Genomic DNA, 24,189 nt, shown 5'->3' on the forward strand with positions numbered 1-24,189 from the left:
GCAAGAATTTTTTTAGAGTGTAATAAACGTGCCTTGACAGCTTAGTGCTGTCAAGAACACATTTTGGTGTTGAGCCATTATTTTTGTGAAAAATATTTATCTATACCATCTTTTATTCCTTCTACAATTTTATTTTGATATTCATCTGTCTTTAATTTCTGTTCTTCTTCATGATTTGATAAAAAGCCACATTCAACTAAAATACATGCACCCTCATATCCATCTCTTAATATCTTATATTGCTCCTTAGCCGCCTTAGCAATTCGTTTATTATTATCTTCTGATTTTTCTTTTAATGAATTTTGTACTTCTTCTGCTAATACTCTACTCTCCTCATTAGAAGCATACCATACTTGTGCACCAAAACATTTTTCTTGTTGAAACATATTTTGATGAATAGAAATAAATATATCACAATTAGTATCATTTTTCATCTTACACCTAGCAGTTAAATCCTTAACTTTTTTCTTATCCAGTTGCGTATCATCTTCTCTTGTCATAAAAACCTTATAATCATTTTTTTCAAGTAAATCCTTAAGCTTTAGCGCAATAGATAAATTTATATCTTTTTCTATAGTTCCCTGTTTTGATTTTGCTCCTCCATCAATTCCACCATGACCAGGATCAATTAAAATTATGCGTTTTTTAGCACTTTCTACATCTTCTTCTGCTGTACACCTCACTGGCATTAAAAAGATTAATAAAAGTGCAAATACTACTGCAAATATCTTCTTTAGTTTCATCTTATCACTCTCCACACTCTTTAGACTCTATTATCTAGTATCTTCACTCAAATTATAATTATTCAAAATTAATTCTTATATGAAAAATCATTAATTTTTCTATTAATCAAATGTTTCTAATACACTTTCTGATATATTAGTAGAGTGATCTCCTATTCTTTCCAAAGCACTTAATAAATCTAAGTAAATAGCACCTGCATAGGCATTGCATTTTCCTTCATATAATCTTTGAATATGCTTATGCCTATAATCTCTTTCATATTCATCAATCTTACTTTCTATTTTTTCAACATTTTTTGCCTTTTCAATATCCCTATTTACGTATGCATCTATTGATATTTCTAAAGCTTTTACTACAGAATTATAAATTTCACATAAATCATCAATAGCACTTTTACTGTATTTTAATCTTTTATTTATCTTCTCAGTAGCAAGTTCTGCTATATTTTCAGAATGGTCTCCTATTCTTTCAACATCTATAATAACATGAAAAGTTGACGCTACTATATCTTTTTCTTTATCTGATAAATCACACTTTGCTAATTTCACCAAATATGCAGTTATACTTTCTTCAAGCATATCAATTATTTTTTCTTTGTCATACACCTTTTTAATTAAGCTTTCATCTTCATCAGTAAAAGCTTTCATAGATAGCTCTACATTTTTCTTAGCCATATTAGCCATTCTTATAGTTTCTTTAACTACTTGACCAGCTGCTATGACTGGTGTTTCCAGCAATCTATCATCTATATATTTAGTCCCTACTTTTTCAACTTCCTCATCATTCGGAATTACTTTATTAATAAATTTGATTATGTAATCAATAAACGGAAGTAGTAAAGCTGTATTTATAACATTAAATACAGTATGTGCATTAGCTATCTGTCTACTTACATCTTCCGGACTTGTAAACTCAACAAAACCAGCAAGTAATCCCAATAATGGTAAGAATGCAATTGTTCCAACAAGATTAAATATTAAATGTAATAAAGCAGCCTTATGTGCATTCTTATTTGTCCCAATACTAGCTAATAGCGCAGTAATACATGTACCTATATTACATCCAAATATTATTGGTAATGCAATATTTATATCAATAATTCCAGTTGATGCTAATGCAATTAATATACCTGTAGTTGCTGATGAACTTTGTAGTAATGCTGTAATAGCTGCTCCAGCAGCAATTCCTATAAACCATTTTTCACCTATAGAAACTAATAATTCTGAAAATACTGGAGATGATGCTAATGGTTTCATTGCTCCACTCATTAAACTCATTCCAGTAAATAATATACCAAATCCAAGAATAATATTTCCTATTTCTCTTCTCTTTTCAGCCTTAGCAAACATTATTAATGCTGCACCTACAAATATAAATATTGGAGCTACTTGTTCCAAATTAAATGCAACTAATTGAGCAGTAATAGTAGTACCTACATTAGCTCCCATAATAACTCCAGCAGCTTGTGCTAAACTCATAAGCCCTGCATTAACAAATCCAACTACCATAACTGTAGTGGCACTACTACTTTGAATAACAGCTGTAACTATAACTCCAATCCCTACTCCTAACAAACGATTACTTGTAACTTTTTCAAGGATGTTTTTTAATCTCTCTCCTGCTGCATTTTCCAAGCCGTCACCCATTAATTTCATCCCGTAGATAAACAGCCCTAATCCACCCATTAATTGAATAATAACTTCAATGGCACCCATAATTTTTCTCCTTTAGTTAATTAATTATTTATTTTACAAATTTAGTTTATAATAATTTAAAGGCACTGTTAATAATGTAACCCAAATTTTAACTTGAATTTAACATAAAATCACACAATATAATATATATATATCAATTATTACAAATTCAAATTTATACTGTATTATCGTATATTCTATTAAAATTTAATGATATTATTACTTATTTATTAACCTAAAGGATTATTTGCAAATCCCAATTCTTATTTTCTTAAACTCTTGGTATAACTTGAACTTAGTATTCTAAAATCTCATAAATTCCTATATAATAAAAAATCCCACAAACGTAATGTTTGTAGGATTCCTGTAATACTCCAAATACTATCTCTTTGAGAATTGTGGAGCTCTTCTTGCTTTTTTAAGACCGTATTTCTTTCTTTCCTTCATTCTTGGATCTCTAGTTAAGAATCCAGCCTTCTTTAATTCTGGTTTTAAAGCTTCATCAGATTTAACTAATGCTCTAGCTATTCCGTGTCTGATTGCTCCAGCTTGACCTGTAAATCCACCACCGTGAACATTTACTAAAACGTCAAACTTATCTTTAGTTCCAGTTAAAACTAATGGTTGGTTTACGATAACTCTTAAAGTTTCTAAACCAAAAAAGTTTTCGATTTCTCTATTATTTACAACTACGTTACCATTTCCTGGTACTAGTCTTACTCTTGCAACTGATTTTTTTCTTCTTCCAGTTCCCATGTATTGAACTTTTGCCATTTTTATTCCTCCTCCCGAGTTTGTATTAGTATCTTAACTCAAGTACTTCTGGTTTTTGAGCTGCATGATTATGTTCAGCACCTCTGTATACATTTAATTTCTTTAACATTTGTCTTCCTAATACGCCAGTTGGAAGCATTCTTCTTACTGCTTCTTCGAAAGCGAATTCAGGTTTCTTATCTAATACAACTCTGTATGGAGTTTCTTTTAATCCGCCTGGGTAAAGACTATGCTTTCTCATTAATTTTTGATCTAACTTCTTACCAGTTAAAACAACTTTTTCAGCATTGATTACGATAACGTGATCTCCGCAGTCAACATTTGGTGTAAATGTTGGTTTATTTTTTCCTCTTAAAATTGAAGCAACTTGGCTAGCAACTCTACCTAGTGGCTTACCAGCAGCATCAACAACATACCATTTTCTTTCGATTTCACTTGCTTTAGCAATGTATGATTTCATCTGTTTCCCTCCCTGAACTTACATTCGTTATTACTTTAAATTTAAAGTAATTATTTTATGTCAAGACCCGGGGCTAGTGAGTCTTATATACATAAATGTTCTAACAAACATATATTATTATAATACACGCTTACGGGCGTGTCAACAATTTTATGGTATTTAATAAAAAACTTTTTCAAGTATCAAACCATTAGGCGGAACGCACATTCCAGCACGCTTTCGGCTACCTTCAGCTATTATACTTTCCATATCTTCTGGCTTCAATTTCTTATTACCAACTTTGATTAAAGTACCAACTATTATCCTTACCATATTGTATAAAAAACCATCAGCAGTTATGAATATTTTTACTCTATCACCTTTTTGCTCTATGTATAATTCACTAATAGTTCTTACTGTAGTTTTTATAGAACTTCCTGGAGACATAAACGCTCTGAAATCATGTTTTCCAATAAAATATTTACATGCTTCTTTCATAGCTTCTACATCAAGATCATATCTCCAATGATATAAATACTGATGCCCCAAAGACAATCTTTCATATCTGTGAACAATGGTATACGAATATGTCTTTCCTTTAGATGAATATCTTGCATGAAAATCTTCATCTACCTCTTCTGATTTAACAATAGACACATCTTCTGGAAGTCTCACATTAATAGCTTCTCTAAACTTATCTCCAGGAATAGTACTATTAGTAAAGAAATTTGCAACTAATCCTCTTGCATGAACGCCTGCATCTGTTCTTGAACTTCCATTTATCATAATTTCTTCGCCAGTAGCCTTGTATATAGCATCTTCTATTACTTTCTGAACTGTTCTTCCTTTGGGCTGTCTCTGCCATCCACAAAAATTGCTTCCATCAAATTCAATAATTAATTTAATATTTCTCATTTTTCTCCTCTTCTTCAAAAATAAAAGAAGTTATGCTAACTTTCATTTTTGAAAATAACCTAACTCCTCTTCTTTTTAGTTCTCTATAAAAACTTCCTATTAAAATCATTTTACTTTAAGTTGCATATGATTAGAAATAACATGAAAAATAAATAACTATTTATTATTATCTTAACCAAAATACTATATTTTTAACATACAACATCTTCAGCTAATAACTACTTATGTTCACAGTTATAACATATATAATCTACCGCTTAGTATTATAACATAAAATAAAATACTGATATATGAAAAAATATTACTATAAAATAAATCTAACTGCAAGACTCCATATAATTAATAGACCACATACTATAAATGCAATAACATCTTTGCTAGTAAATTTAAGAACTTTCATTCTAGTTCTACCAGCTCCACCTCTATATCCTCTAGCTTCCATAGCCATAGCAAGTTCATCTGCTCTTCTAAATGAATTTATAAATAAAGGCACTAATAATGGAACAAGATTTTTAGCTTTTTGAATTATGTTACCTGAATCAAAATCAGCACCTCTAGCTTTTTGTGCTTTCATTATTTTATCAGTTTCATCTACTAATGTTGGTATAAATCTCAAAGCAATTGTCATCATCATAGCAAGTTCATGAGCTATTTCCTTTCCTATAGGTCTTAATAACTTTTCTATTCCATCTGTAAGTTCTATAGGAGATGTAGTCAATGTTAATATTGAAGTTCCCACAATAAGAAGGATAAGTCTTATTGCCATAAATGCAGCTGTCTTAAGTCCCTCTGTATAAATTGATAAAAATCCAAATTTAAATAATAAAGTTTCTTCAGTACCTCTAATCATAAACATGTTTAAAACAGCAGTTAAAAGTACAAGTAAAAATATAGGCTTCAAACCATTAAAGATAAATCTTGGTGGTATTTTTGCTATAGCAATTATTGCAACCAAAAATGCAACAATAGCTACATATCCTATAAACTTGTTTATAATAAATAAACATACAATAAAAAGTAATGATATTAAAATCTTAGTTCTAGGATCTAATTTATGAATAAAAGATTCACCTGGTAAGTATTGTCCTATTGTAATCTCTTTTAGCACACCTAATTATCCCCCTTTATATGATTACTTTTAAATATATCCAATAATGCCTTTTTAGCTTCAGCTATTGTAAATATGTCATCAGATATATTAAATCCTTTTTCTCTTAGTCTCTTAACTAAATAAGTAACCTGTGGTACAGCAAGACCAATCTTCTCTAGTTTATCTACTTCCTTAAATACATTAGCTGGAGTTCCTTCAAGTGCAACTTCACCATGGTTCATAACTATTACATGTTCAGCAATATTAGCAACATCTTCCATGCTATGGCTTACCATTATAATAGTCATATTATAATCATCATGAAGTTTTTTTATTTGAGCTAATATATCATCTCTTCCTTTTGGGTCTAATCCTGCAGTAGGTTCATCTAAAATTAATGTTGTTGGTTTCATTGCAATTACACCAGCAATTGCAACTCTTCTCTTTTGTCCTCCACTCAAGTCAAATGGTGACCTGTCTTTATATGTTTCATAATCAAGCCCTACCATTTCCATAGATTCAATTACTCTTTTTTGAATTTCATCTTCAGATAATCCAAGATTTCTTGGACCAAAAGAAATATCTTTAGCTATTGTTTCTTCAAATAATTGATATTCAGGATATTGAAATACAAGTCCTACTTTTTTTCTTATATCTGTTAATTTTATTTTTTTATCTGTTATATCAACACCATCTACTATTATCTTTCCACTTGTTGCTTCTAGCAAACCATTAAAATGTTGAATTAATGTTGATTTTCCTGAACCAGTATGCCCAATTAAAGCCACAAATTCACCATTTTTTATTTCTACTGAAACATTATTTAATGCAGTTTTTTCAAAAGGACTTCCTGGCATATATATGTGTGTTAAATTTTCTGTTTTAATTGACATAATTCATTCACCATCTCATCTACATTAAGTATTTTAGTATTAATATCGATTCCTTCTTTTTTTAGTTCATATGCTAATTCAGTAACTTGCGGAACATCTAGTCCTATTTCCTTCATAAGCTCAACCTGTGGAAAAATTTCTCGTGGAGTACCTTCCATTTTAACTTTTCCTTCATCTATGACTACAATTCTATCAGCTTGTGCTGCTTCATCCATATAATGAGTTATTAAAACTATAGTAATACCATGCTTCTCATTAAGCTCTTTTATTGTTTTCATTACTTCTTTTCTCCCAGATGGGTCAAGCATTGCTGTAGGCTCATCAAAAATTATACATTCAGGTTGAATAGCAAGTATTCCAGCAATTGCTACCCTCTGCTTTTGACCACCAGATAAAAGATGAGGTGCATATCTCTTATATTCACTCATACCAACTTTCTCAAGGCTATCATCAACTCTACGTCTAATTTCAGATGGTTCTATACCTAAATTTTCTGGTCCAAATGCAACATCTTCCTCAACTATAGTTGCAACTAACTGATTATCAGGATTTTGAAAAACCATTCCTGCTTTAGCTCTAATATCCCATATTTTCTCACCATCATGTGTATCTATATTATCAACAATAACTGTTCCTTCTGTGGGAATAAGTAATGCATTCATATGTTTAGCTATAGTTGATTTACCAGATCCATTATGACCAAGTACAACTAAAAACTCGCCCTTATTAACATTTAAGTTAACATTTTTTAATGCGTACTTCTCTTCAGTGCCATTTTCAGTATTTCTTATATACTTATAAGATACATTAATACACTTAATCATCGCATTATCCATTTTATCCCTCCATACATGTAAAATTTTAATATATTATACAAGTGTTTATAGTATTCAAGTGTATATACTTTACAATTAATAGTTTAATTATATACTAATTTTACACATAATCAATAAAAACTGCTTAAATTTATCATATTTTGTAATAAACAACTCTACAATACATTAATTTAAACGATTTGTTAATTAATTTTTTCTCATTTTTATTCAGTAGTTTTTTATATTTAACCTTACAAAACTAGTTCTACTATATTCATAAGATCTTTTTTCTACTCATAGCTGAAAGCTTTCCGGAACCACAGGTCAAACCTGTGGTATTCTTTTATATAATAAAATAGGGATTAAGTTCAACTTAATCCCTTAAATATTATACTAATTCAAGTATTACTACTTCAGCTCCGTCCCCTCTTCTAGGACCTTTTTTAATCATTCTAGTGTATCCGCCGTTTCTTTCAGCGTACTTTGGAGCTACATTGTCAAATAAATTCTTAACAACTAGTTCTTCTTGAACATAAGCTAAAACTTGTCTTCTAGCGTGTAAATCTCCTCTTTTTCCAAGAGTGATCATTTTTTCTGCTATTGATCTAGTTTCTTTAGCTCTTGTCACAGTTGTTTCGATCTTACCATGTTTTAATAAGCTAGTAACAAGATTTCTTAGCATAGCTTTTCTTTGATCTGTAGGAAGACCTAATTTACGATAACCTGCCATGGATTTACCTCCTTACTCATCACTTAATTTTAGGCATAAACCTAATTCTTTAAGTTTTCTTTCAACTTCTTCTAAAGATTTTTTACCTAGATTTCTTACTTTCATCATGTCATCCATTGATTTAGTCGCAAGTTCTTGAACTGTATTGATTCCAGCTCTCTTTAAGCAGTTATATGATCTAACTGATAAATCAAGTTCTTCAACAGTCATTTCTAGGACTTTTTCTTTCTTATCTTCTTCTTTTTCTACCATTACTTCAATATCATTAGTATTATCTGTTAATGACATGAATAACTTAAAGTGTTCGATAAGAATTTTTGCTGATAAACTAATAGCTTCATCAATTTTGATAGTTCCATTAGTCCAAATTTCTAAAGTTAATTTATCATAATCAGTAATTTGACCAACTCTTGTGTTGTCAACAGTAAAATTAACTCTTTTTACTGGTGTATAGATAGAATCAACAGCTATTGCAGATATTGGTAATTCACCACTCTTATTTTTATTTTGAGTAACATATCCTCTACCGTTATTAACTGTGATTTCCATATAAAGTCTTCCATTGTCATCTAAAGTTGCAATATGTAAATCCTTATTAACAACCTCAACATCTCCATCAGTCTTTATATCAGCTCCAGTAACTTCTCCTGGTCCTTTTGCATCGATATAAATAACTTTTGGACCTTCACCATTCATTTTTAAAGCTAATGACTTAATGTTAAGAATTAATTCAGTAACATCTTCCTTAACTCCTTGAACAGTAGAAAACTCATGAAGTACTCCGTCGATTTTAACAGATGTAGGTGCAACACCTGGAAGAGATGATAATAATATTCTTCTTAAGGCATTACCTAAAGTGATACCATATCCTCTTTCAAGTGGCTCAACAACATATTTACCATACGTACCGTCTTCATTAGATTCTATACATTCTATTATTGGCTTTTCGATTTCTAACATTGACAAACCCTCCCTATATTATAAATGGCAACCTTATTATGAGGGCAACTGATTCTATATTTGCATATATTGTGATAAATTTCTCTAACAAATATATTAATATTATTTACTGTAGAACTCAACAATAAGTGTTTCGTTAACAGGCACATCTATATCTTCTCTTGATGGCACTGCTAAAACTTTTCCTTCAAAGTTATCAACGTTTGCTTCTAACCATTTTGGTAAAGTCTTTGGATTTTCAACGAAAGTTTTGAATTTTTCACTTGATCTGCTCTTTTCGCTTACAGTAATTACATCATTAACTGAAACATTATATGAACAAATATCTACTTTCTTTCCGTTTACTAAGAAATGTCCATGAGTAACTAATTGTCTAGCTTCATTTCTTGATGCACCGTAACCTAATCTATAAACTACGTTATCAAGTCTCATTTCTAATAATTTAAGTAAGTTTTCACCTGTAACACCTTTCATGTGTTCAGCTTTTTCATAATATGTTCTAAATTGGCCTTCTAAAACGCCATAAATTCTTCTTGCTTTTTGCTTTTCTCTTAATTGAACTCCATAGCCAGAAATTTTCTTCTTGTTTGCTCCATGTTGTCCTGGTGCGTAGCTTCTTCTAACAAAAGCACATTTGTCTGTGAAACATCTGTCACCTTTAAGGAAAAGTTTCATGCCTTCTCTTCTACATAATCTACATGTAGAGCCAGTATATCTTGCCATTAAATTACACCTCCTATTACGGTTAGACTAGACTCTTCTTCTCTTTGGTGGTCTACAACCATTGTGTGGTATTGGAGTAACATCTTTGATTAATGTTACTTCTAATCCTGCTGCTTGTAAGGATCTGATAGCTGCTTCTCTTCCTGAACCAGGTCCTTTAACATAAACTTCTATACTTTTTAAGCCGTGTTCCATAGCTGCTTTAGCTGCAGTTTCAGCTGCCATTTGTGCTGCAAATGGTGTGCTCTTTCTTGATCCTCTAAAGCCTAATGCTCCTGCACTTGACCATGATAAAGCATTTCCTGCTGCGTCTGTTAAAGTAACGATTGAATTGTTAAAAGTTGACTTAATGTGTGCAGCACCATGCTCAACGTTTTTTCTTTCTTTTCTTCTTCTAGTCTTTTTGACTTTTTGAGCTGCCATTATCTTACCTCCTTACTATTTCTTCTTGTTTGCTATTGTCTTCTTAGGACCTTTTCTAGTTCTAGCGTTAGTCTTAGTCTTTTGTCCTCTTACTGGAAGACCTCTTCTATGTCTAACTCCTCTGTATGATCCTATTTCTATTAATCTCTTAATGTTTAAAGCAACATCTCTTCTTAAGTCACCTTCAACCATTAAGTTTTTGTTGATATAAGTTCTGATTTCATTAACTTCGTCTTCTGATAAATCCTTAACTCTTGTATCTGGATTAATTCCTGTTACAGCTAAGATTTTTTGTGAAGTTGATAAACCTATTCCATATATATAAGTTAAACCTATTTCAACTCTTTTTTCTCTTGGTAGGTCAATGCCTGCTATTCTTGCCATTGAAATTTACACCTCCTGATAATTGAAATGTGTTAGTTAGTTTTTTATTTTATATTTATAATAAAATTTTAGGTCAATAGAATACTCTATTGTCAGCCGCCCTAAAATTTATTTGTTGATTAATTAAACGACTATATAATCATATTTGACTTTTGCTGAAATGTCAATATTATTTAATGTAAATAATATTGTAAAGTGATCATTAGCCTTGTTTTTGCTTGTGCTTAGGATTTTCACAGATTACCATAACTTTTCCTTTTCTTCTGATAACCTTGCACTTTTCACAAATAGGCTTAACTGATGGTCTTACTTTCATAGCTAACCCTCCTCATATTACTTTTGTGGTAGATCTTAATTCATTCTACCTTATTTAGCTCTCCATGTAATTCTACCTCTAGTTAAATCATAAGGTGAAAGCTCTACTGTAACCTTATCACCTGGTAGAATTCTTATGAAGTTCATTCTTAATTTACCTGATATATGTGCTAAAATCTTATGGCCACTTTCTAGTTCAACTTGGAACATAGCGTTTGGTAAAGCTTCTAACACTGTACCTTGCATTTCTATAACGTCATCTTTTGACATAAGGTAATCAACCCTCCTTAACAATGCCTCTAAGCTTTAGGAATTTCTTTATCTTTAAATCACAACTTAAATCGCATGATTTTATCAATGATAGAATTTCTTCATCTATATCTTCTAAAATAATTAAGTGTTTAATCTTTTTCTTCTTAGGCATATTAATTGATTTTGTATTGCCATTAGCAAGCAAAACATAATCATTATCTATCTGCCTAACAACAACATATAAATGATTTATATCTCTTCCTGCTTTTGAAAGTACTACTTTTCCAATCAAGTCATTGTTTTGCAAATTTTTCACCTCTATGATTACCTTAGTATAAATTAACACTACCACATGGTATTATGCAAATTTATAACTAAGCAACACTCTTTTTTCTACTTAATTAGTGTCAATATTTCAGGTCCATCTGATAAAATTGCAACTGTATTTTCATAATGAGCTGATAAAGAATTATCTGCTGTTACAACCGTCCATCCATCTTTCAATGTTTTTACTTTATAAGTTCCTGCATTAACCATAGGTTCTATAGCCAATACCATTCCTTCTTGTAATTTTGGACCCCTACCGGATTTACCGAAATTAGGTACATTAGGATCTTCATGAACATTACGTCCAATCCCATGCCCTACAAAATCTCTTACAACAGAGAAACCTGCTGCTTCTACGTAGCTTTGTATTTCATATGATATATCGGATAATCTGTTTCCAACTTTAGCATATTCAATGCCCTTGAAAAAACTATCTCTTGTTATATCAATCAATCTTTGAGCTTCTTTTGAGATATTTCCTACTGGAAATGTTCTTGCTGCATCTCCATGAAAACCATCGATACATGCTCCACAATCAACGCTGACAATGTCACCCTCTTTGAGAACATATGATCCTGGAAATCCATGAATTACTTGTTCATTTACTGAAATACACAGTGACGAAGGAAAACCATATAAGCCTTTAAATGAAGGTTTTGCTCCATGCTTAGTTATAAATTCTTCTGCCATTATATCTAATTCAGCAGTTGTTACGCCGGGTTTTACCTTTTCTTCAAGCAATAGCAATGTTTCTCCTACTATTTTACCTGCTTTTTTCATTAGGGCTATTTCATCATTACTCTTTAGAATAATCATTATTTATTCCCCAATATTTCGCATATTCCTCTGAAAACTTCATTAATAGCTTTAGTACCATCTACTTCTGAAAGCAATTTTTTGTTAGCATAAAAATCTATTAGTGGTTGAGTTTCTTTTTCATACACATCAAGTCTTTCCTTTACAGTTTCAACTGTATCGTCTTTTCTTTGTATTACTTCACTTCCACATAAATCACATTTATCTCCATTAGCTGGAGGATTAAATTTAATATGATAACTTGCTCCACATGATGGACATACTCTTCTTCCAGTCATTCTTTCTAAAATAAATTCATTAGGTACCTTTATTAATAATGCAGTATCTAATTGTTCATTTCTTTCTACAAGAAAACTGTTTAGAGCTTCAGCTTGAGCCACAGTTCTAGGAAAACCATCTAATAAATATCCATTTTCACAGTCTGCTTGTTGAAGTCTATCCTTAACCATGTTAATTGTTACTTCATCAGGTACTAATTGACCTTTATCCATATAGCTTTTTGCTTCTACCCCTAAAGGAGTGTTTTCAGAAATGTTCTTTCTAAAAATATCTCCTGTAGAAATATGGGGTATAGAATATTTATTACTGATTGATTTAGCCTGTGTTCCTTTTCCAGCTCCAGGAGGACCTAGTAATACTATCTTCACTGGCTTCATCTCCATTTATTTTAATCTATTTAAGGAATCCCTTATAGTGTCTTACCACCATTTGAGATTCTACTTTTCTAGTAAAATCTAATGCAACATTTATAACAATTAATAATGCAGTTCCTGAAAATGCTGTATTTTGAAATGCTGTATAATTTTCAATTATTACTGGGATAACAGCAAGAATTGCTGCTAAAATACCACCAATAAATGATATTCTATTAAGAAGCTTTTCAAAATAAACTGCAGTTTCATCTCCTGGTCTTATACCTGGTACAAATCCTGCTGACTTATGCAAGTTTTCAGCCATCTCATCAGGTTTAAATGTAATTAAAGTATAGAACCAGTTAAAGAATATAGTTAATATGGCATATAACACCAAGTACTTCCAACTACCTTGATTGAATATACATGTTTTGTTTGTTAATATCCATTTTGCCCATTCTTTATCCCCGCCAAATAATGTTGCTATTGTCTTAGGAAACTCCATAACTGACATTGAGAATATAATTCCAAGTACAGCTGATCCTATGATACTAAGAGGAATAAATGTTGATTTTGATTTTACCATTGCAGCATTACCATTAGCAAACTTTCCTGCATACTGTACTGGTATTCTTCTTTCCGATAATGAGAAGAATAATACAGCAGCTAATAAGAACACAATGAATGCTCCAAATAATACTATTTCAACAATACTTGCACTTCCTGCTTCTTTAAGTGTAATCATTGAACTAATTGTTACTGGAACTCTTGAAATGATATTTACAAAAATCAATATCGAAGTACCATTTCCAATACCTTTAACTGTAAGTTGATCTCCTAACCACATACAAAAAGTTGTTCCTACTACTAGAGCAAAGATAACAACGCACTTTTGAATTGTATTTAAGTTTGATGTTGCACCACTACTTGAAATTGTTGCAAAAATTCCATAAGCTAATACAAAAGAAATTGCAAGAGATACATAACGAGTTAAATCTTGTATTTTCTTTCTTCCAGTTTCTCCCTCTTTAGAAAGCTGTTCTAATTGAGGAATTGCAACTGTTAGTAACTGAATTATTATGGATGCATTAATGTAAGGCATAACTCCTAATGCTAATATACTGGATCTACTAAACGCACCCCCAGATATCATGTCATAAAATCCTAATAATCCTCCACTTGAAGAAAGACTCTTAAGATATTCAGAGTTTATTCCAGGAAGAGGAATATGACTTCCCATCCTGAAAACTGCAACAAGTAATATCATCCATAGAATTTTTTTCTTAAGTTCAGGAACTTTGAATGCATTACGTAGGGTTTGAAGCACGTTACATCACCTCAACTTTTCCTCCAGCTGCTTCTATTTTTTCTTTAGCAGACTTAGAGAACTTACATCCTTTAACTGTTAAGCTTTTTTCTAAAGTTCCGTTTCCAAGAATCTTAACACCATCTAATACTTTACTTATTACTCTTCTTTCAAGTAAAACTTCTGGTGTGATTTCTGTACCATTTTCGAAAATGTTTAATCTATCTAAGTTGATACAAACAAATTCTTTAGAGAATGGGTTCTTGAATCCTCTCTTAGGAAGTCTTCTATATAAAGGCATTTGACCTCCTTCAAAACCAGGTCTTACTCCACCACCTGATCTTGCGTTTTGACCTTTTTCACCTTTACCAGCGTTTCTTCCTAATCCAGAACCAGTACCTCTACCGATTCTTTTAGGTGCTTTTTTACTACCAGCTGCTGGTCTTAATTCGTGAAGTTTCATGCTCAGTGCACCTCCTTGTATATTATATTTCTTCTACTTTTAATAAGTAGTCTATCTTCTTAATCATACCTTGAATTGGAGCAGTAGCTTCAACTTCAACAGTATTTCTTATTTTTTTAAGTCCAAGAGCGTTTGCAGTAGCAATATGGTCTTTCTTTCTACCTATTAAGCTCTTAACTAATGTAACTTTTACTTTAGCCATTCTGCAAAACCTCCTAACCTAATATTTCTTCTACAGATTTTCCTCTTAATCTAGCAATATCTTCTGCTGTTCTTAAGTTAGCTAATCCGTTGATTGTTGCATTTACCATGTTGTTTGGATTGTTTGAACCTAAAGATTTAGCTCTAACATCCTTTAATCCTGCTAATTCTAATACAGCTCTAGCTGGACCACCAGCGATAACTCCTGTACCTTCTTTAGCTGGCATAATTAAAACATCAGCTGTTCCAAATTTACCGTGGATTTCATGAGGAACTGTAGTTCCAACTATAGAAACGCTTACTAAGTTTTTCTTAGCATCTTCTATACCTTTTTTGATTGCTTCTGGAATTTCGATAGATTTACCCATTCCTACGCCTACGTGTCCGTTTTCGTCTCCGACAACAACTAAAGCGCTGAATCTGAAGTTTCTACCACCTTTAACAACCTTAGTAACTCTGTTTATGAAAACTACCTTTTCTTTAAGGTCTAGTGTACTAGGATCGATTCTCATTTATTTCCCTCCTCGTTTATTAGAATTTCAAGCCTGCTTCTCTAGCTGCTTGTGCTAATTCTTGAACTCTTCCGTGATATACGTATCCACCTCTGTCGAATACTACTTCTTGAATTCCTTTTTCGATAGCTCTTTTAGCAACTGTTTCTCCAACAAGTTTAGCGCCTTCTTTGTTTCCGCCTTTACCAGCGAAATCTTTGTCTAAGCTTGAAGCAGCTACTAAAGTAACACCGTTTATATCATCAATAACTTGTGCATATATATTCTTTTCACTCTTGAATACTGAAAGTCTTGGTCTTTCCGCAGTACCAGAAACCTTCTTACGAACTCTAAGGTGACGTTTTGCTCTGCTTGCTTTTTTGTCTGCCTTTTTGAACATATAGTGTCACTCCTTCCTATTATTTCTTACCAGTTTTACCTTCTTTACGTCTGATTACTTCGTTTTCGTATTTAATACCTTTACCCTTATATGGTTCTGGTACTCTCCACTTTCTAATGTCTGCTGCAGCGAATCCAACTTTTTCTTTGTCGATTCCCTTAACAACAACTTTAGTTGCAGCTGGAGTTTCAAAAGTAATTCCATCAATAGGTTCTATTTCAACTGGATGTGAATATCCAAGGTTCATTACAAGCTTCTTACCTTGTAATTGAGCTCTGTAACCAACACCAACTAAATCTAAAGTCTTTTGGTAACCATCTTTAACTCCAATTACCATGTTATTAATTAATGCTCTTGTTAAACCGTGAAGAGCTCTGTGTTCTTTTTGATCACTATGTCTTGTAACAATTACTTCATTGTTTTCAACTGCGATGCTGATATCAGCATGCATAGTCTTAACTAATTCACCCTTTGGTCCTTTTACTGTAACAACGTTGTCTGGTGTTACAGTAACAGTTACATCAGCAGGAATAGCTATTGGTAATCTACCTACTCTTGACATAATTGCACCTCCTGTAATTATTCAAAATTGTCTTAAACAATTTAATATCTTATATTTATATAAATACTACCAAACGTAGCAGATAACTTCTCCACCTAAACCGTTCTTTCTAGCTTCTCTATCAACCATTATTCCTTTTGAAGTTGAAACAACAGCGATTCCTAATCCATTAAGAACCCTTGGTACTTCGTCTTTTTTGCAATAAACTCTTAATCCTGGTTTAGATATTCTCTTAATACCAGTTATAACTCTTTCTTTGTTAGCTCCATATTTAAGAGATAATCTTAACATTGGAACAACTCCGTCGTTATATTCGTTTATTTCTTTTATATAACCCTCTTGTAATAATATATTTGCGATTTCCTTCTTTACAGTTGAAGAAGGTACTTCTACCACTTCATGTCTTACAGCATTAGCATTTCTTACACGAGTTAGTAAATCTGCTATAGGATCTGTCATAACCATTTAATGTGCCTCCTTTCGTTACGTTGATTATATTACCAAGATGCTTTTCTACAACCTGGGATTTCACCTTTATATGCAAGTTCTCTAAAACAAATACGGCAGATTCCGTATTTTTTTAATACAGCATGTGGTCTTCCACAAATTCTACATCTTGTATAAGCTCTAGTTTGATATTTAGGAGTTTTGCTCCACTTTTCAATAATAGCCTTACGTGCCATTGTGTTCCCTCCTTATTATTGAGCGAATGGCATTCCAAGGAATCTTAATAATTCCCTAGCTTCTTCATCAGTATTTGCTGATGTAACGAAGATTATATCCATTCCTCTTACTTTATCTATTTTATCATATTCGATTTCTGGGAATATTAATTGTTCTTTAATTCCTAGTGAGTAGTTTCCTCTACCGTCAAACGCTTTGCTTGAAACTCCTCTGAAATCTCTAACTCTTGGTAAAGCAATGCTCATTAATTTATCAGCAAATTCGAACATTTGAGCTTTTCTTAGAGTAACTTTGCATCCTAATGGCATGTTTTCTCTAATTTTGAAGTTAGCTACTGATTTCTTAGCTCTAGTTAATACAGGTTTTTGACCTGCGATTAAAGTTAAGTCAGCAACAGCTGATTCTAAAACCTTTTGGTTTTCTTTAGCTTCTCCAACTCCCATGTTAATTACGATTTTTTCTAGCTTTGGAACTTCCATTATATTTTTGTATCCGAACTTTTCGATCATAGCTGGAATTACTTCTTTTTGATATTTTTCTTGAAGTCTTGTCATATTAGTTACCTCCTTTCAAAGTCTTAGAATGTTTCTCCGCATTTTTTGCAAACTCTTACTTTAGTACCATCATCTAAGATTTTGTTACTAATTCTAGTTGCATTCTTGCATTTGTTACAATATAACATAACTTTTGAGCTGTTGATAGCTGCTTCTTTTTCAATTATAGCGCTTTCAACTTGACTTCTGTTAGCTTTTTGATGTTTCTTAACTATGTTAACTCCTTGAACAAGAACTTTTCCTGTCTTTGGATATGCTTTTAAAACTTCACCAGTTTTGCCTTTATCTTTTCCTGATACGACAATAACTGTATCATTTTTCTTTACATGTATCTTCAAGTTAGCCACCTCCTCTTATAGAACTTCTGGTGCTAATGATAATATTTTATTGAATTCCTTATCTCTTAGCTCCCTAGCAACAGGTCCGAAAATACGAGTTCCTTTTGGTTGCTTATCTTCTTTGATTATAACTGCTGCGTTTTCATCAAATTTGATGTAAGAACCGTCTGCTCTTCTAACACCTTTTACTGATCTAACTACAACTGCTTTTACAACTTCGCCTTTTTTAACAACTCCACCTGGTGTTGCACTTTTAACGCTAGCTACTATAACATCACCGATGTTACCAAACTTTCTCTTAGATCCGCCTAAGACTCTGATACACATAATTTCCTTTGCACCTGAATTATCTGCAACCTTTAATAAGGTTTGTTGTTGTATCATTGAATTACCCTCCTTTCAGTTTTACAGCCTATTTAGCTTTTTCAACTATTTCAACAAGTCTCCATCTCTTATCTTTAGATAAAGGTCTAGTTTCCATTATTGATACTCTATCATTGATTTTAGCTTCATTATTTTCATCATGTACTTTGAATTTAGTAGTTTTGTTAACAGTCTTTCCGTATAATGGATGTCTAACCTTAGTTTCAACAGCAACTACAATAGTTTTTTCCATTTTATCAGAAACAACTCTACCGATTCTCTTTTTTCTTAAAGCTCTTTCCATTTAGGAATACCTCCTTCCAACTCTTATTGTTCCAATGCTTTTAATTCTTCTTCTCTTAAGATGGTTTTTATTTGGGCTATAGACTTCTTAACTTCTCTTATTCTCATTGGATTTTCTAATTGTCCTGTAGCTAATTGAAATCTTAAATTGAATAATTCTGCTTTAAGGTCTCCTAATTTAACTACTAAGTCTTGAGGATTGCTTGATTTTAATTCTTTTAATTCTCTAGCCTTCATTATTCTTCACCACCCATTTCCTCAAAATTTCTTTTTGTAACAAACTTTGTCTTTACAGGAAGTTTATGCGAAGCAAGTCTCATTGCTTCTCTTGCAGTAGCTTCTGGTACTCCTGATAATTCAAATAATACTCTACCTGGTTTAACAACTGCAACCCAGTATTCTGGTGATCCTTTACCTGAACCCATTCTTGTTTCAGCTGGTTTTTCTGTTACTGGTTTATCTGGGAAAATCTTTATCCAAAGTTTTCCACCTCTTTTAATGTATCTATTGATAGCAATTCTGGCAGATTCAATTTGGTTACTTGTTATCCATCCGCAAGTCATTGCTTGGATTCCGTAATCTCCATAAGCTAAGAAATTACCTCTAGTAGCCTTACCTTTCATTCTACCACGTTGTACCTTACGATGTTTTACTCTTTTAGGCATTAACATGATTTATTCCTCCTTTCTTATGCGTTAGCCTCTTCCTTTTCTACTACTTTCTTAGTTGGAAGAACTTCTCCATTGTAAACCCAAACTTTAACTCCGATTTTACCGTATGTAGTATCTGCTTCAGCAAATCCATACTCGATATCAGCTCTTAATGTTTGTAGTGGAATTGTTCCTTCATGATATTGTTCAGTTCTAGCGATTTCAGCTCCGCCTAATCTTCCTGAACAAGCAGTTTTAACACCCTTAACTCCATGCTTCATAGCTCTTTGCATTGTTTGCTTCATAGCTCTTCTGAATGAAATTCTCTTTTCTAATTGTGCAGCAATGTTTTCTGCCATTAATTGAGCGTCTGCTTCTGCATTCTTAACTTCAACAATGTTTATTAAAACATTTTTGTTGCTTACGAATGAAGTTAATTTATTCTTTAATGCTTCTATTCCAGCTCCACCTTTTCCGATTATAACTCCTGGTTTAGCTGTATATATGTTTAATTTAACTCTTTTAGCAGCTCTTTCGATTTCTATTTTAGAAATACCAGCTGAGAAAAGTTCTTTTTTAACGAATTTTCTTATTTTGTTATCTTCTACAAGATTGTCAGCAAAGTTCTTTTTGTTTGCGAACCATTTTGCGTCCCATCCCTTGATAACGCCTACTCTAAGGCCATGAGGATTAACTTTTTGACCCACTTCTTTTTCCCTCCTTCTAAACTAAGCTCTTTCTTTAACAACTACTGTTATATTGCTTGTTCTTTTTAATATCTTAAATGCTCTACCTTGTGCATGTGGTTGGAATCTCTTTAATGTTGACCCTTGACCTACGAAACATTCAGAAACGTATAAGTTATCAGCATTTAATTCTAAATTATTTTCTGCATTTGCAACAGCTGATTTTAAAACTTTGTTAATTACTACAGCTGCTTCTCTTGGAGTGTATTGTAAAATAGCAAAAGCTTCATTAACTTGTTTTCCTCTTATTAAATCAAGAATAACTCCTACTTTACTTGGAGACATTCTAACGTATTTTGCTATAGCTCTAGCTTCCATTTAATGATCCTCCTTTCCAGGCTATCTTTTTGATGTTTTATCGTCGTGACCTTTATAAGTTCTAGTTAATACGAATTCACCTAACTTATGGCCAACCATGTCTTCTGATACATATACAGGTACATGTTTTCTTCCATCATGAACTGCAATTGTGTGTCCTATGAATTGTGGAAAAATTGTTGAACTTCTTGACCAAGTCTTAACAACTTTCTTATCTCCGCTTGCATTCATTTCTTCTATCTTTTTGAAAAGTCCTTCATGAACAAAAGGTGCTTTTTTTGTTGATCTACTCACTAAATATGCCTCCCTTCATAAATCCGAAGTGATAGCTATGAAGAGAATTAACCATTCTCCTCAAACTATTTTCTTCTATCTTTGATAATGAATCTATCAGAATACTTCTTATTCTTTCTAGTTTTGTATCCAAGTGCTGGTTTCCCCCATGGAGTAACTGGACTTGGTCTACCGATTGGAGATTTACCTTCTCCACCACCGTGAGGGTGATCGTTAGGGTTCATTACAGAACCTCTTACAGTTGGTCTGAAGCCCATATGTCTCTTTCTACCTGCTTTACCGATATTTACGATATCGTTAGTAGCATTTGAAAGTGTTCCAATTGTAGCTCTACATTCGATTCTTACATATCTCATTTCACCTGATGGTAATCTAAGAGTTGCATAATCTCCTTCTTTAGCCATTAATTGTGCTGAGTTACCAGCAGCTCTAACTAATTGGCCACCTTTTCCTTTTTGTAATTCAATGTTGTGAATTACTGTACCTACTGGAATGTTCTTTAATGGAAGAGCATTACCTGGTTTGATATCAGCGTTAACACCTGATTCAATAACATCTCCAACTTTTAAACCTGCTGGTGCAAGAATGTATCTCTTTTCACCATCTGCATATACAACTAATGCGATATATGCTGTTCTATTTGGATCATATTCTATTGTAGAAACTTTAGCTGGAATACCATCCTTGTTTCTCTTGAAATCTATTATTCTATATTTTCTCTTAGCTCCACCACCACGATGTCTTACAGTGATTTTACCTTGAGCATTTCTACCTGCTTTACTCTTTAACGCAACAAGAAGTGACTTTTCGGGTGATTGTGAAGTTATTTCTTCAAATGTTGGCATAGTCATTTGTCTTCTTGATGGTGTTATAGGGTTAAACTTTTTAACTGCCATTTTAAATTCCCTCCTTCTTTAAGCTTCTCTGGTGGTTAACCACCAATAATGGCTTTATTAAATACTATTGCATTCCTTCGAAGAATTCAATTGCGTTGCTATCAGCTTTTAATGTAACGATAGCTTTCTTGTAGTCAGCTCTCTTTCCTACATGTACGCCCATTCTCTTAGTCTTTCCTAAACCGTTTATAGTATTAACAGCTTCAACAGTTACGTTGAAAACTTCTTCCACAGCTCTCTTTATTTGAGATTTGTTTGCATCAGCATGAACTATGAAAGTGTACTTTTTATCGGCCATAGATGCCATAGTCTTTTCAGTTATAACTGGCTTTCTGATTATATCATGGCTTGTTAACTTCATTATGCGTACACCTCCTCAATTTTTGATACAGCATCTTTAGTCATGATTACTTTATCATATTTTAATAAATCATAAACGTTGATGTTGTTAGCTGGAATAACACTTACTCCTTGGATGTTTCTTGCTGATTTGTATACAGCTTCATTTGATTCTGCAGTGATGATTAAAGCCTTAGGTGCTTCTAAAGCATTTAACATTGCTACTACATTTTTAGTTTTTGGAGCTTCGAAATTTAATGATTCTAAAACGATCATTGAATTGTCTTGAACTTTGCTAGTTAAAGCAGATTTCATAGCAACCTTTCTCATGCTCTTTGGTATAGAAACTCTGTAGTCTCTTGGCTTTGGTGCGAATACAATACCACCTTTGATCCATTGTGGTGCTCTGATAGAACCTTGTCTTGCTCTTCCAGTTCCCTTTTGTCTCCAAGGCTTGATTCCGCCTCCTCTAACTTCAGATCTAGTCTTAGTTGATTGAGTTCCTTGTCTCTTGTTAGCTAATAATGCAACTACTACTTGGTGTAACGCATATTGGTTAACTTCAGTTGCAAATACGCTTTCGTTAAGTTCCATATCTGAAACTTTCTTTCCTTCTATATTAAATACTCCTATTGTAGGCATTCTATTTCCTCCTTTCTTCACAAAAATTAAGCTCTAACTGTGTTTTTAATTACTACTGTACCTTTGTTAGGTCCTGGGATTCCACCCTTGATTAGTATTAAATTCTTTTCAGCTATTACCTTAACTACTTCTAAATTAAGTACTGTTGTGTTAACAGATCCCATATGTCCTGGCATTCTCTTGTTCTTGAATGTTCTTGATGGATCTGATGAAGCTCCCATTGAACCAGGTGCTCTCTTGAACTTAGAACCGTGAGTCATTGGTCCTCTTTGTTGATTCCATCTCTTAATAGCACCTTGGAAGCCTTTTCCTTTAGATACTGCAGAAACGTCAACTTTATCTCCTGCTTCAAATACATCAGCTTTTATTTCTTGACCTACTTCATAAGTAGATATATCTTCTAATCTGAATTCTTTAAGAGTTCTTCTTACAGAAACTCCTGCTTTAGCGAATTGACCTTTTCTTGGCTTATTAGCTAATTTTTCTCTTATTTCTTCAAAACCAACTTGTATTGCTTCGTATCCATCATTTTCTAATGTTTTCTTTTGAACAACAACACATGGGCCAGCTTCTACTACAGTTACAGGAACTACTTTACCATTTTCATCGAAAATTTGAGTCATTCCTATTTTCTTTCCTATTATAGCTTTTTTCATGTATTTACACCTCCCAAACTAATTAGCGGATTAAAACTAATCATAACTAGTCGTATTAAATATTGGCATCCAGACTAAAGTTTGATTTCTATATCAACACCAGCTGGAAGATTTAATCTCATTAATGCATCAACAGTTTTTGGTGATGGATTAACAATGTCGATTAATCTCTTGTGAGTTCTTATTTCGAATTGTTCTCTTGAATCTTTATATTTATGAACTGCTCTTAAGATTGTAACAACGTCTTTTTCAGTTGGTAATGGTACTGGACCTACAACTTTAGCTCCTGTTGTTTTTGCAGTTTCAACGATTTTTTCAGCTGATTGATCTAATATTGTGTGATCAAAAGCTTTTAATCTTATTCTTATTTTTTGCTTTGACATTTTTCTTTTCCCTCCTTTTTTTGTACGTTTTACTTCTAACGCACAACAGCGGTTATCTGTAAACTGTTCCAGGTGTTTCACACCTTATTACACTTCACTAATCCCTGTCGTCGGATTCTAGATCCAAACTTGCTCATTAAGAATTCCCCGGAAGTCCGGCAACCTCTTAATGTTTCGCTGTATGCTATGCAACTTCTTTATTATACTATTGTTGCATAGTGTTTTCAAGTTTTTTTAGACTTTTTTTTATTTTTTTTTAATTTTCATTTTTATTTCTTGCAACCACTTATTTTATTTTAATTTGAAATCTATAATTTTTCAACAATTTCTTTTAGGTTTTTTGTCCATTTTTTTCATCAGTAATTAATTATATAAAAAGAAGCAAGGATTTCTCCTTGCTTCCAAATCATATTCAAAGATATGTGTTATTACTATTCGATTATCTTAGTAACAACTCCTGAACCTACAGTTCTTCCACCTTCTCTGATAGCGAATCTTAATCCTTCATCCATAGCGATTGGAGTGATTAATTCAACGTTCATGTCGATGTGGTCTCCTGGCATTACCATTTCCATTCCTTCTGGTAATTTGATTTAACCAGTAACGTCAGTTGTTCTGAAGTAGAATTGTGGTCTGTATCCATCGAAGAATGGAGTGTGTCTTCCACCTTCTTC

The 24,189-nt window shown here is 32.5% G+C and carries 40 protein-coding genes and 1 pseudogene; all 41 read right to left on the bottom strand.

Features of this window, described 5'->3' with window-relative positions:
• Positions 1–77: 77 nt before the first annotated feature.
• Positions 78–743, bottom strand: a complete 666-nt coding sequence (gene cwlD, locus HF850_RS13225; RefSeq protein WP_169105911.1) for an N-acetylmuramoyl-L-alanine amidase CwlD — start codon at positions 741–743, stop codon at positions 78–80.
• 102 nt (positions 744–845) lie between these two features.
• Positions 846–2,459, bottom strand: a complete 1,614-nt coding sequence (locus HF850_RS13230; protein ID WP_169105912.1) for a Na/Pi cotransporter family protein — start codon at positions 2,457–2,459, stop codon at positions 846–848.
• Between the two features lie 360 nt (positions 2,460–2,819).
• On the bottom strand, positions 2,820–3,212 hold the full coding sequence (gene rpsI, locus HF850_RS13235; protein WP_169105913.1) for a 30S ribosomal protein S9: 393 nt from the start codon (positions 3,210–3,212) through the stop codon (positions 2,820–2,822).
• Between the two features lie 25 nt (positions 3,213–3,237).
• Positions 3,238–3,672 (bottom strand): 50S ribosomal protein L13, encoded by a 435-nt coding sequence (gene rplM / locus HF850_RS13240; protein ID WP_169105914.1) that lies wholly within the window; start codon positions 3,670–3,672, stop codon positions 3,238–3,240.
• 159 nt (positions 3,673–3,831) lie between these two features.
• On the bottom strand, positions 3,832–4,566 hold the full coding sequence (gene truA, locus HF850_RS13245) for a tRNA pseudouridine(38-40) synthase TruA (RefSeq protein ID WP_169105915.1): 735 nt from the start codon (positions 4,564–4,566) through the stop codon (positions 3,832–3,834).
• Between the two features lie 304 nt (positions 4,567–4,870).
• Positions 4,871–5,674: a CbiQ family ECF transporter T component gene (locus HF850_RS13250; RefSeq protein WP_169105916.1), complete on the bottom strand. Its 804-nt coding sequence runs from the start codon at positions 5,672–5,674 to the stop codon at positions 4,871–4,873.
• Between the two features lie 2 nt (positions 5,675–5,676).
• Positions 5,677–6,549, bottom strand: a complete 873-nt coding sequence (locus HF850_RS13255; protein WP_169105917.1) for an energy-coupling factor transporter ATPase — start codon at positions 6,547–6,549, stop codon at positions 5,677–5,679.
• A complete protein-coding gene (locus tag HF850_RS13260; RefSeq protein WP_169105918.1) occupies positions 6,525–7,385 on the bottom strand; it encodes an energy-coupling factor transporter ATPase in 861 nt (286 codons plus the stop codon). The genes HF850_RS13255 and HF850_RS13260 overlap by 25 nt, the downstream gene beginning before the upstream one ends.
• 367 nt (positions 7,386–7,752) lie before the next feature.
• The gene (gene rplQ, locus HF850_RS13265; RefSeq protein ID WP_169105919.1) at positions 7,753–8,094 is read right to left on the bottom strand and encodes a 50S ribosomal protein L17; all 342 of its coding nucleotides are present in this window, start codon (positions 8,092–8,094) and stop codon (positions 7,753–7,755) included.
• Between the two features lie 12 nt (positions 8,095–8,106).
• Positions 8,107–9,054 (bottom strand): DNA-directed RNA polymerase subunit alpha, encoded by a 948-nt coding sequence (locus tag HF850_RS13270; RefSeq protein ID WP_169105920.1) that lies wholly within the window; start codon positions 9,052–9,054, stop codon positions 8,107–8,109.
• Between the two features lie 102 nt (positions 9,055–9,156).
• Positions 9,157–9,777 carry a 30S ribosomal protein S4 gene (gene rpsD / locus HF850_RS13275; protein WP_169105921.1) on the bottom strand — a complete coding sequence of 207 codons (621 nt, stop codon included), beginning with the start codon at positions 9,775–9,777 and terminating at the stop codon, positions 9,157–9,159.
• Positions 9,778–9,804: 27 nt separating this feature from the next.
• Positions 9,805–10,200, bottom strand: a complete 396-nt coding sequence (rpsK, locus tag HF850_RS13280) for a 30S ribosomal protein S11 (protein WP_169105922.1) — start codon at positions 10,198–10,200, stop codon at positions 9,805–9,807.
• A 15-nt stretch (positions 10,201–10,215) separates the two neighbouring features.
• A complete protein-coding gene (gene rpsM / locus HF850_RS13285) occupies positions 10,216–10,584 on the bottom strand; it encodes a 30S ribosomal protein S13 (RefSeq protein WP_169105923.1) in 369 nt (122 codons plus the stop codon).
• A gap of 202 nt (positions 10,585–10,786) precedes the next feature.
• On the bottom strand, positions 10,787–10,900 hold the full coding sequence (gene rpmJ, locus HF850_RS13290) for a 50S ribosomal protein L36 (RefSeq protein WP_003156543.1): 114 nt from the start codon (positions 10,898–10,900) through the stop codon (positions 10,787–10,789).
• A 50-nt stretch (positions 10,901–10,950) separates the two neighbouring features.
• On the bottom strand, positions 10,951–11,169 hold the full coding sequence (infA, locus tag HF850_RS13295; protein ID WP_055668511.1) for a translation initiation factor IF-1: 219 nt from the start codon (positions 11,167–11,169) through the stop codon (positions 10,951–10,953).
• Between the two features lie 7 nt (positions 11,170–11,176).
• Complete coding sequence (locus HF850_RS13300; protein WP_169105946.1) at positions 11,177–11,458, bottom strand: hypothetical protein; 282 nt, start codon at positions 11,456–11,458, stop codon at positions 11,177–11,179.
• Between the two features lie 86 nt (positions 11,459–11,544).
• The gene (gene map / locus HF850_RS13305; RefSeq protein ID WP_169105924.1) at positions 11,545–12,294 is read right to left on the bottom strand and encodes a type I methionyl aminopeptidase; all 750 of its coding nucleotides are present in this window, start codon (positions 12,292–12,294) and stop codon (positions 11,545–11,547) included.
• Positions 12,294–12,941, bottom strand: coding sequence for an adenylate kinase (locus HF850_RS13310; protein WP_169105925.1), 648 nt, complete (start codon positions 12,939–12,941; stop codon positions 12,294–12,296). The genes map and HF850_RS13310 overlap by 1 nt, the downstream gene beginning before the upstream one ends.
• Before the next feature lie 25 nt (positions 12,942–12,966).
• Positions 12,967–14,253 (bottom strand): preprotein translocase subunit SecY, encoded by a 1,287-nt coding sequence (gene secY / locus HF850_RS13315; RefSeq protein ID WP_169105926.1) that lies wholly within the window; start codon positions 14,251–14,253, stop codon positions 12,967–12,969.
• Position 14,254: 1 nt separating this feature from the next.
• Positions 14,255–14,695 (bottom strand): 50S ribosomal protein L15, encoded by a 441-nt coding sequence (gene rplO / locus HF850_RS13320; protein WP_169105927.1) that lies wholly within the window; start codon positions 14,693–14,695, stop codon positions 14,255–14,257.
• Between the two features lie 22 nt (positions 14,696–14,717).
• Complete coding sequence (gene rpmD, locus HF850_RS13325) at positions 14,718–14,897, bottom strand: 50S ribosomal protein L30 (RefSeq protein ID WP_169105928.1); 180 nt, start codon at positions 14,895–14,897, stop codon at positions 14,718–14,720.
• Between the two features lie 13 nt (positions 14,898–14,910).
• Positions 14,911–15,408 (bottom strand): 30S ribosomal protein S5, encoded by a 498-nt coding sequence (rpsE, locus tag HF850_RS13330; protein ID WP_169105929.1) that lies wholly within the window; start codon positions 15,406–15,408, stop codon positions 14,911–14,913.
• Between the two features lie 19 nt (positions 15,409–15,427).
• On the bottom strand, positions 15,428–15,787 hold the full coding sequence (rplR, locus tag HF850_RS13335) for a 50S ribosomal protein L18 (RefSeq protein WP_169105930.1): 360 nt from the start codon (positions 15,785–15,787) through the stop codon (positions 15,428–15,430).
• Positions 15,788–15,806: 19 nt separating this feature from the next.
• Positions 15,807–16,349 carry a 50S ribosomal protein L6 gene (gene rplF / locus HF850_RS13340; RefSeq protein ID WP_169105931.1) on the bottom strand — a complete coding sequence of 181 codons (543 nt, stop codon included), beginning with the start codon at positions 16,347–16,349 and terminating at the stop codon, positions 15,807–15,809.
• A gap of 66 nt (positions 16,350–16,415) precedes the next feature.
• Positions 16,416–16,814 (bottom strand): 30S ribosomal protein S8, encoded by a 399-nt coding sequence (rpsH, locus tag HF850_RS13345; protein WP_169105932.1) that lies wholly within the window; start codon positions 16,812–16,814, stop codon positions 16,416–16,418.
• Between the two features lie 32 nt (positions 16,815–16,846).
• Positions 16,847–17,032, bottom strand: coding sequence for a type Z 30S ribosomal protein S14 (locus tag HF850_RS13350; protein WP_169105933.1), 186 nt, complete (start codon positions 17,030–17,032; stop codon positions 16,847–16,849).
• Between the two features lie 15 nt (positions 17,033–17,047).
• Entirely contained in the window at positions 17,048–17,587 is a 540-nt protein-coding gene (rplE, locus tag HF850_RS13355; RefSeq protein WP_169105934.1) for a 50S ribosomal protein L5, read from the bottom strand.
• A 23-nt stretch (positions 17,588–17,610) separates the two neighbouring features.
• Positions 17,611–17,925 (bottom strand): 50S ribosomal protein L24, encoded by a 315-nt coding sequence (rplX, locus tag HF850_RS13360; RefSeq protein ID WP_169105935.1) that lies wholly within the window; start codon positions 17,923–17,925, stop codon positions 17,611–17,613.
• A 15-nt stretch (positions 17,926–17,940) separates the two neighbouring features.
• Entirely contained in the window at positions 17,941–18,309 is a 369-nt protein-coding gene (gene rplN, locus HF850_RS13365) for a 50S ribosomal protein L14 (RefSeq protein ID WP_169105936.1), read from the bottom strand.
• 28 nt (positions 18,310–18,337) lie between these two features.
• Positions 18,338–18,592, bottom strand: coding sequence for a 30S ribosomal protein S17 (rpsQ, locus tag HF850_RS13370; RefSeq protein ID WP_169105937.1), 255 nt, complete (start codon positions 18,590–18,592; stop codon positions 18,338–18,340).
• Positions 18,593–18,615: 23 nt separating this feature from the next.
• Positions 18,616–18,828: a 50S ribosomal protein L29 gene (gene rpmC / locus HF850_RS13375; RefSeq protein ID WP_169105938.1), complete on the bottom strand. Its 213-nt coding sequence runs from the start codon at positions 18,826–18,828 to the stop codon at positions 18,616–18,618.
• Positions 18,828–19,262, bottom strand: coding sequence for a 50S ribosomal protein L16 (gene rplP, locus HF850_RS13380; protein WP_169105939.1), 435 nt, complete (start codon positions 19,260–19,262; stop codon positions 18,828–18,830). The genes rpmC and rplP overlap by 1 nt, the downstream gene beginning before the upstream one ends.
• 17 nt (positions 19,263–19,279) lie before the next feature.
• Positions 19,280–19,948, bottom strand: a complete 669-nt coding sequence (gene rpsC / locus HF850_RS13385) for a 30S ribosomal protein S3 (protein WP_169105940.1) — start codon at positions 19,946–19,948, stop codon at positions 19,280–19,282.
• A 21-nt stretch (positions 19,949–19,969) separates the two neighbouring features.
• Positions 19,970–20,305 carry a 50S ribosomal protein L22 gene (gene rplV / locus HF850_RS13390; protein ID WP_169105941.1) on the bottom strand — a complete coding sequence of 112 codons (336 nt, stop codon included), beginning with the start codon at positions 20,303–20,305 and terminating at the stop codon, positions 19,970–19,972.
• 21 nt (positions 20,306–20,326) lie between these two features.
• The gene (rpsS, locus tag HF850_RS13395) at positions 20,327–20,599 is read right to left on the bottom strand and encodes a 30S ribosomal protein S19 (RefSeq protein WP_002582610.1); all 273 of its coding nucleotides are present in this window, start codon (positions 20,597–20,599) and stop codon (positions 20,327–20,329) included.
• Between the two features lie 65 nt (positions 20,600–20,664).
• A complete protein-coding gene (gene rplB / locus HF850_RS13400; RefSeq protein ID WP_169105942.1) occupies positions 20,665–21,495 on the bottom strand; it encodes a 50S ribosomal protein L2 in 831 nt (276 codons plus the stop codon).
• A gap of 64 nt (positions 21,496–21,559) precedes the next feature.
• The gene (gene rplW, locus HF850_RS13405; RefSeq protein ID WP_169105943.1) at positions 21,560–21,856 is read right to left on the bottom strand and encodes a 50S ribosomal protein L23; all 297 of its coding nucleotides are present in this window, start codon (positions 21,854–21,856) and stop codon (positions 21,560–21,562) included.
• Positions 21,856–22,476: a 50S ribosomal protein L4 gene (gene rplD, locus HF850_RS13410; RefSeq protein ID WP_169105944.1), complete on the bottom strand. Its 621-nt coding sequence runs from the start codon at positions 22,474–22,476 to the stop codon at positions 21,856–21,858. The genes rplW and rplD overlap by 1 nt, the downstream gene beginning before the upstream one ends.
• Positions 22,477–22,502: 26 nt before the next feature.
• Positions 22,503–23,132, bottom strand: a complete 630-nt coding sequence (gene rplC / locus HF850_RS13415) for a 50S ribosomal protein L3 (RefSeq protein ID WP_169105945.1) — start codon at positions 23,130–23,132, stop codon at positions 22,503–22,505.
• Positions 23,133–23,206: 74 nt separating this feature from the next.
• Positions 23,207–23,515 carry a 30S ribosomal protein S10 gene (gene rpsJ, locus HF850_RS13420; protein WP_008426564.1) on the bottom strand — a complete coding sequence of 103 codons (309 nt, stop codon included), beginning with the start codon at positions 23,513–23,515 and terminating at the stop codon, positions 23,207–23,209.
• A 431-nt stretch (positions 23,516–23,946) separates the two neighbouring features.
• Positions 23,947–24,189 (bottom strand): annotated as a pseudogene (tuf, locus tag HF850_RS13425) (elongation factor Tu); the annotation flags it as partial.

It is taken from the genome of Clostridium sp. SM-530-WT-3G (assembly GCF_012843905.1).
Lineage (GTDB): Bacteria > Bacillota > Clostridia > Clostridiales > Clostridiaceae > Clostridium.

What these genes read in the sequence shown, in the direction of transcription:
- rpsD (WP_169105921.1), bottom strand. Translation starts at nt 9,777, where the DNA reads ATGGCAAGATATACTGGCTCTACATGTAGATTATGTAGAAGAGAAGGC.
- rplE (WP_169105934.1), bottom strand. Translation starts at nt 17,587, where the DNA reads ATGACAAGACTTCAAGAAAAATATCAAAAAGAAGTAATTCCAGCTATG.
- rpsE (WP_169105929.1), bottom strand. Translation starts at nt 15,408, where the DNA reads ATGAGAATCGATCCTAGTACACTAGACCTTAAAGAAAAGGTAGTTTTC.
- rplP (WP_169105939.1), bottom strand. Translation starts at nt 19,262, where the DNA reads ATGTTAATGCCTAAAAGAGTAAAACATCGTAAGGTACAACGTGGTAGA.
- rplN (WP_169105936.1), bottom strand. Translation starts at nt 18,309, where the DNA reads ATGATACAACAACAAACCTTATTAAAGGTTGCAGATAATTCAGGTGCA.
- rplC (WP_169105945.1), bottom strand. Translation starts at nt 23,132, where the DNA reads ATGAAAAAAGCTATAATAGGAAAGAAAATAGGAATGACTCAAATTTTC.
- HF850_RS13230 (WP_169105912.1), bottom strand. Translation starts at nt 2,459, where the DNA reads ATGGGTGCCATTGAAGTTATTATTCAATTAATGGGTGGATTAGGGCTG.
- rplQ (WP_169105919.1), bottom strand. Translation starts at nt 8,094, where the DNA reads ATGGCAGGTTATCGTAAATTAGGTCTTCCTACAGATCAAAGAAAAGCT.
- rpmJ (WP_003156543.1), bottom strand. Translation starts at nt 10,900, where the DNA reads ATGAAAGTAAGACCATCAGTTAAGCCTATTTGTGAAAAGTGCAAGGTT.
- rplO (WP_169105927.1), bottom strand. Translation starts at nt 14,695, where the DNA reads ATGAAACTTCACGAATTAAGACCAGCAGCTGGTAGTAAAAAAGCACCT.
- rpsH (WP_169105932.1), bottom strand. Translation starts at nt 16,814, where the DNA reads ATGGTTATGACAGATCCTATAGCAGATTTACTAACTCGTGTAAGAAAT.
- rpsK (WP_169105922.1), bottom strand. Translation starts at nt 10,200, where the DNA reads ATGGCAGCTCAAAAAGTCAAAAAGACTAGAAGAAGAAAAGAAAGAAAA.
- rplB (WP_169105942.1), bottom strand. Translation starts at nt 21,495, where the DNA reads ATGGCAGTTAAAAAGTTTAACCCTATAACACCATCAAGAAGACAAATG.
- HF850_RS13255 (WP_169105917.1), bottom strand. Translation starts at nt 6,549, where the DNA reads ATGTCAATTAAAACAGAAAATTTAACACACATATATATGCCAGGAAGT.
- HF850_RS13260 (WP_169105918.1), bottom strand. Translation starts at nt 7,385, where the DNA reads ATGGATAATGCGATGATTAAGTGTATTAATGTATCTTATAAGTATATA.
- HF850_RS13350 (WP_169105933.1), bottom strand. Translation starts at nt 17,032, where the DNA reads ATGGCACGTAAGGCTATTATTGAAAAGTGGAGCAAAACTCCTAAATAT.
- rplV (WP_169105941.1), bottom strand. Translation starts at nt 20,305, where the DNA reads ATGGAAGCTAGAGCTATAGCAAAATACGTTAGAATGTCTCCAAGTAAA.
- rplR (WP_169105930.1), bottom strand. Translation starts at nt 15,787, where the DNA reads ATGTTCAAAAAGGCAGACAAAAAAGCAAGCAGAGCAAAACGTCACCTT.
- rpsI (WP_169105913.1), bottom strand. Translation starts at nt 3,212, where the DNA reads ATGGCAAAAGTTCAATACATGGGAACTGGAAGAAGAAAAAAATCAGTT.
- rpsJ (WP_008426564.1), bottom strand. Translation starts at nt 23,515, where the DNA reads ATGTCAAAGCAAAAAATAAGAATAAGATTAAAAGCTTTTGATCACACA.
- cwlD (WP_169105911.1), bottom strand. Translation starts at nt 743, where the DNA reads ATGAAACTAAAGAAGATATTTGCAGTAGTATTTGCACTTTTATTAATC.
- rplD (WP_169105944.1), bottom strand. Translation starts at nt 22,476, where the DNA reads ATGCCTACAATAGGAGTATTTAATATAGAAGGAAAGAAAGTTTCAGAT.
- HF850_RS13270 (WP_169105920.1), bottom strand. Translation starts at nt 9,054, where the DNA reads ATGTTAGAAATCGAAAAGCCAATAATAGAATGTATAGAATCTAATGAA.
- rplM (WP_169105914.1), bottom strand. Translation starts at nt 3,672, where the DNA reads ATGAAATCATACATTGCTAAAGCAAGTGAAATCGAAAGAAAATGGTAT.
- rplF (WP_169105931.1), bottom strand. Translation starts at nt 16,349, where the DNA reads ATGTCAAGAGTAGGTAGATTACCAATAGCTATTCCTGCTGATGTAACT.
- rplW (WP_169105943.1), bottom strand. Translation starts at nt 21,856, where the DNA reads ATGAAGTTAACAAGCCATGATATAATCAGAAAGCCAGTTATAACTGAA.
- truA (WP_169105915.1), bottom strand. Translation starts at nt 4,566, where the DNA reads ATGAGAAATATTAAATTAATTATTGAATTTGATGGAAGCAATTTTTGT.
- infA (WP_055668511.1), bottom strand. Translation starts at nt 11,169, where the DNA reads ATGTCAAAAGATGACGTTATAGAAATGCAAGGTACAGTGTTAGAAGCT.
- rpsQ (WP_169105937.1), bottom strand. Translation starts at nt 18,592, where the DNA reads ATGGAAAGAGCTTTAAGAAAAAAGAGAATCGGTAGAGTTGTTTCTGAT.
- rpmC (WP_169105938.1), bottom strand. Translation starts at nt 18,828, where the DNA reads ATGAAGGCTAGAGAATTAAAAGAATTAAAATCAAGCAATCCTCAAGAC.
- rpsM (WP_169105923.1), bottom strand. Translation starts at nt 10,584, where the DNA reads ATGGCAAGAATAGCAGGCATTGACCTACCAAGAGAAAAAAGAGTTGAA.
- map (WP_169105924.1), bottom strand. Translation starts at nt 12,294, where the DNA reads ATGATTATTCTAAAGAGTAATGATGAAATAGCCCTAATGAAAAAAGCA.
- rpmD (WP_169105928.1), bottom strand. Translation starts at nt 14,897, where the DNA reads ATGGCTAAAGTAAAAGTTACATTAGTTAAGAGCTTAATAGGTAGAAAG.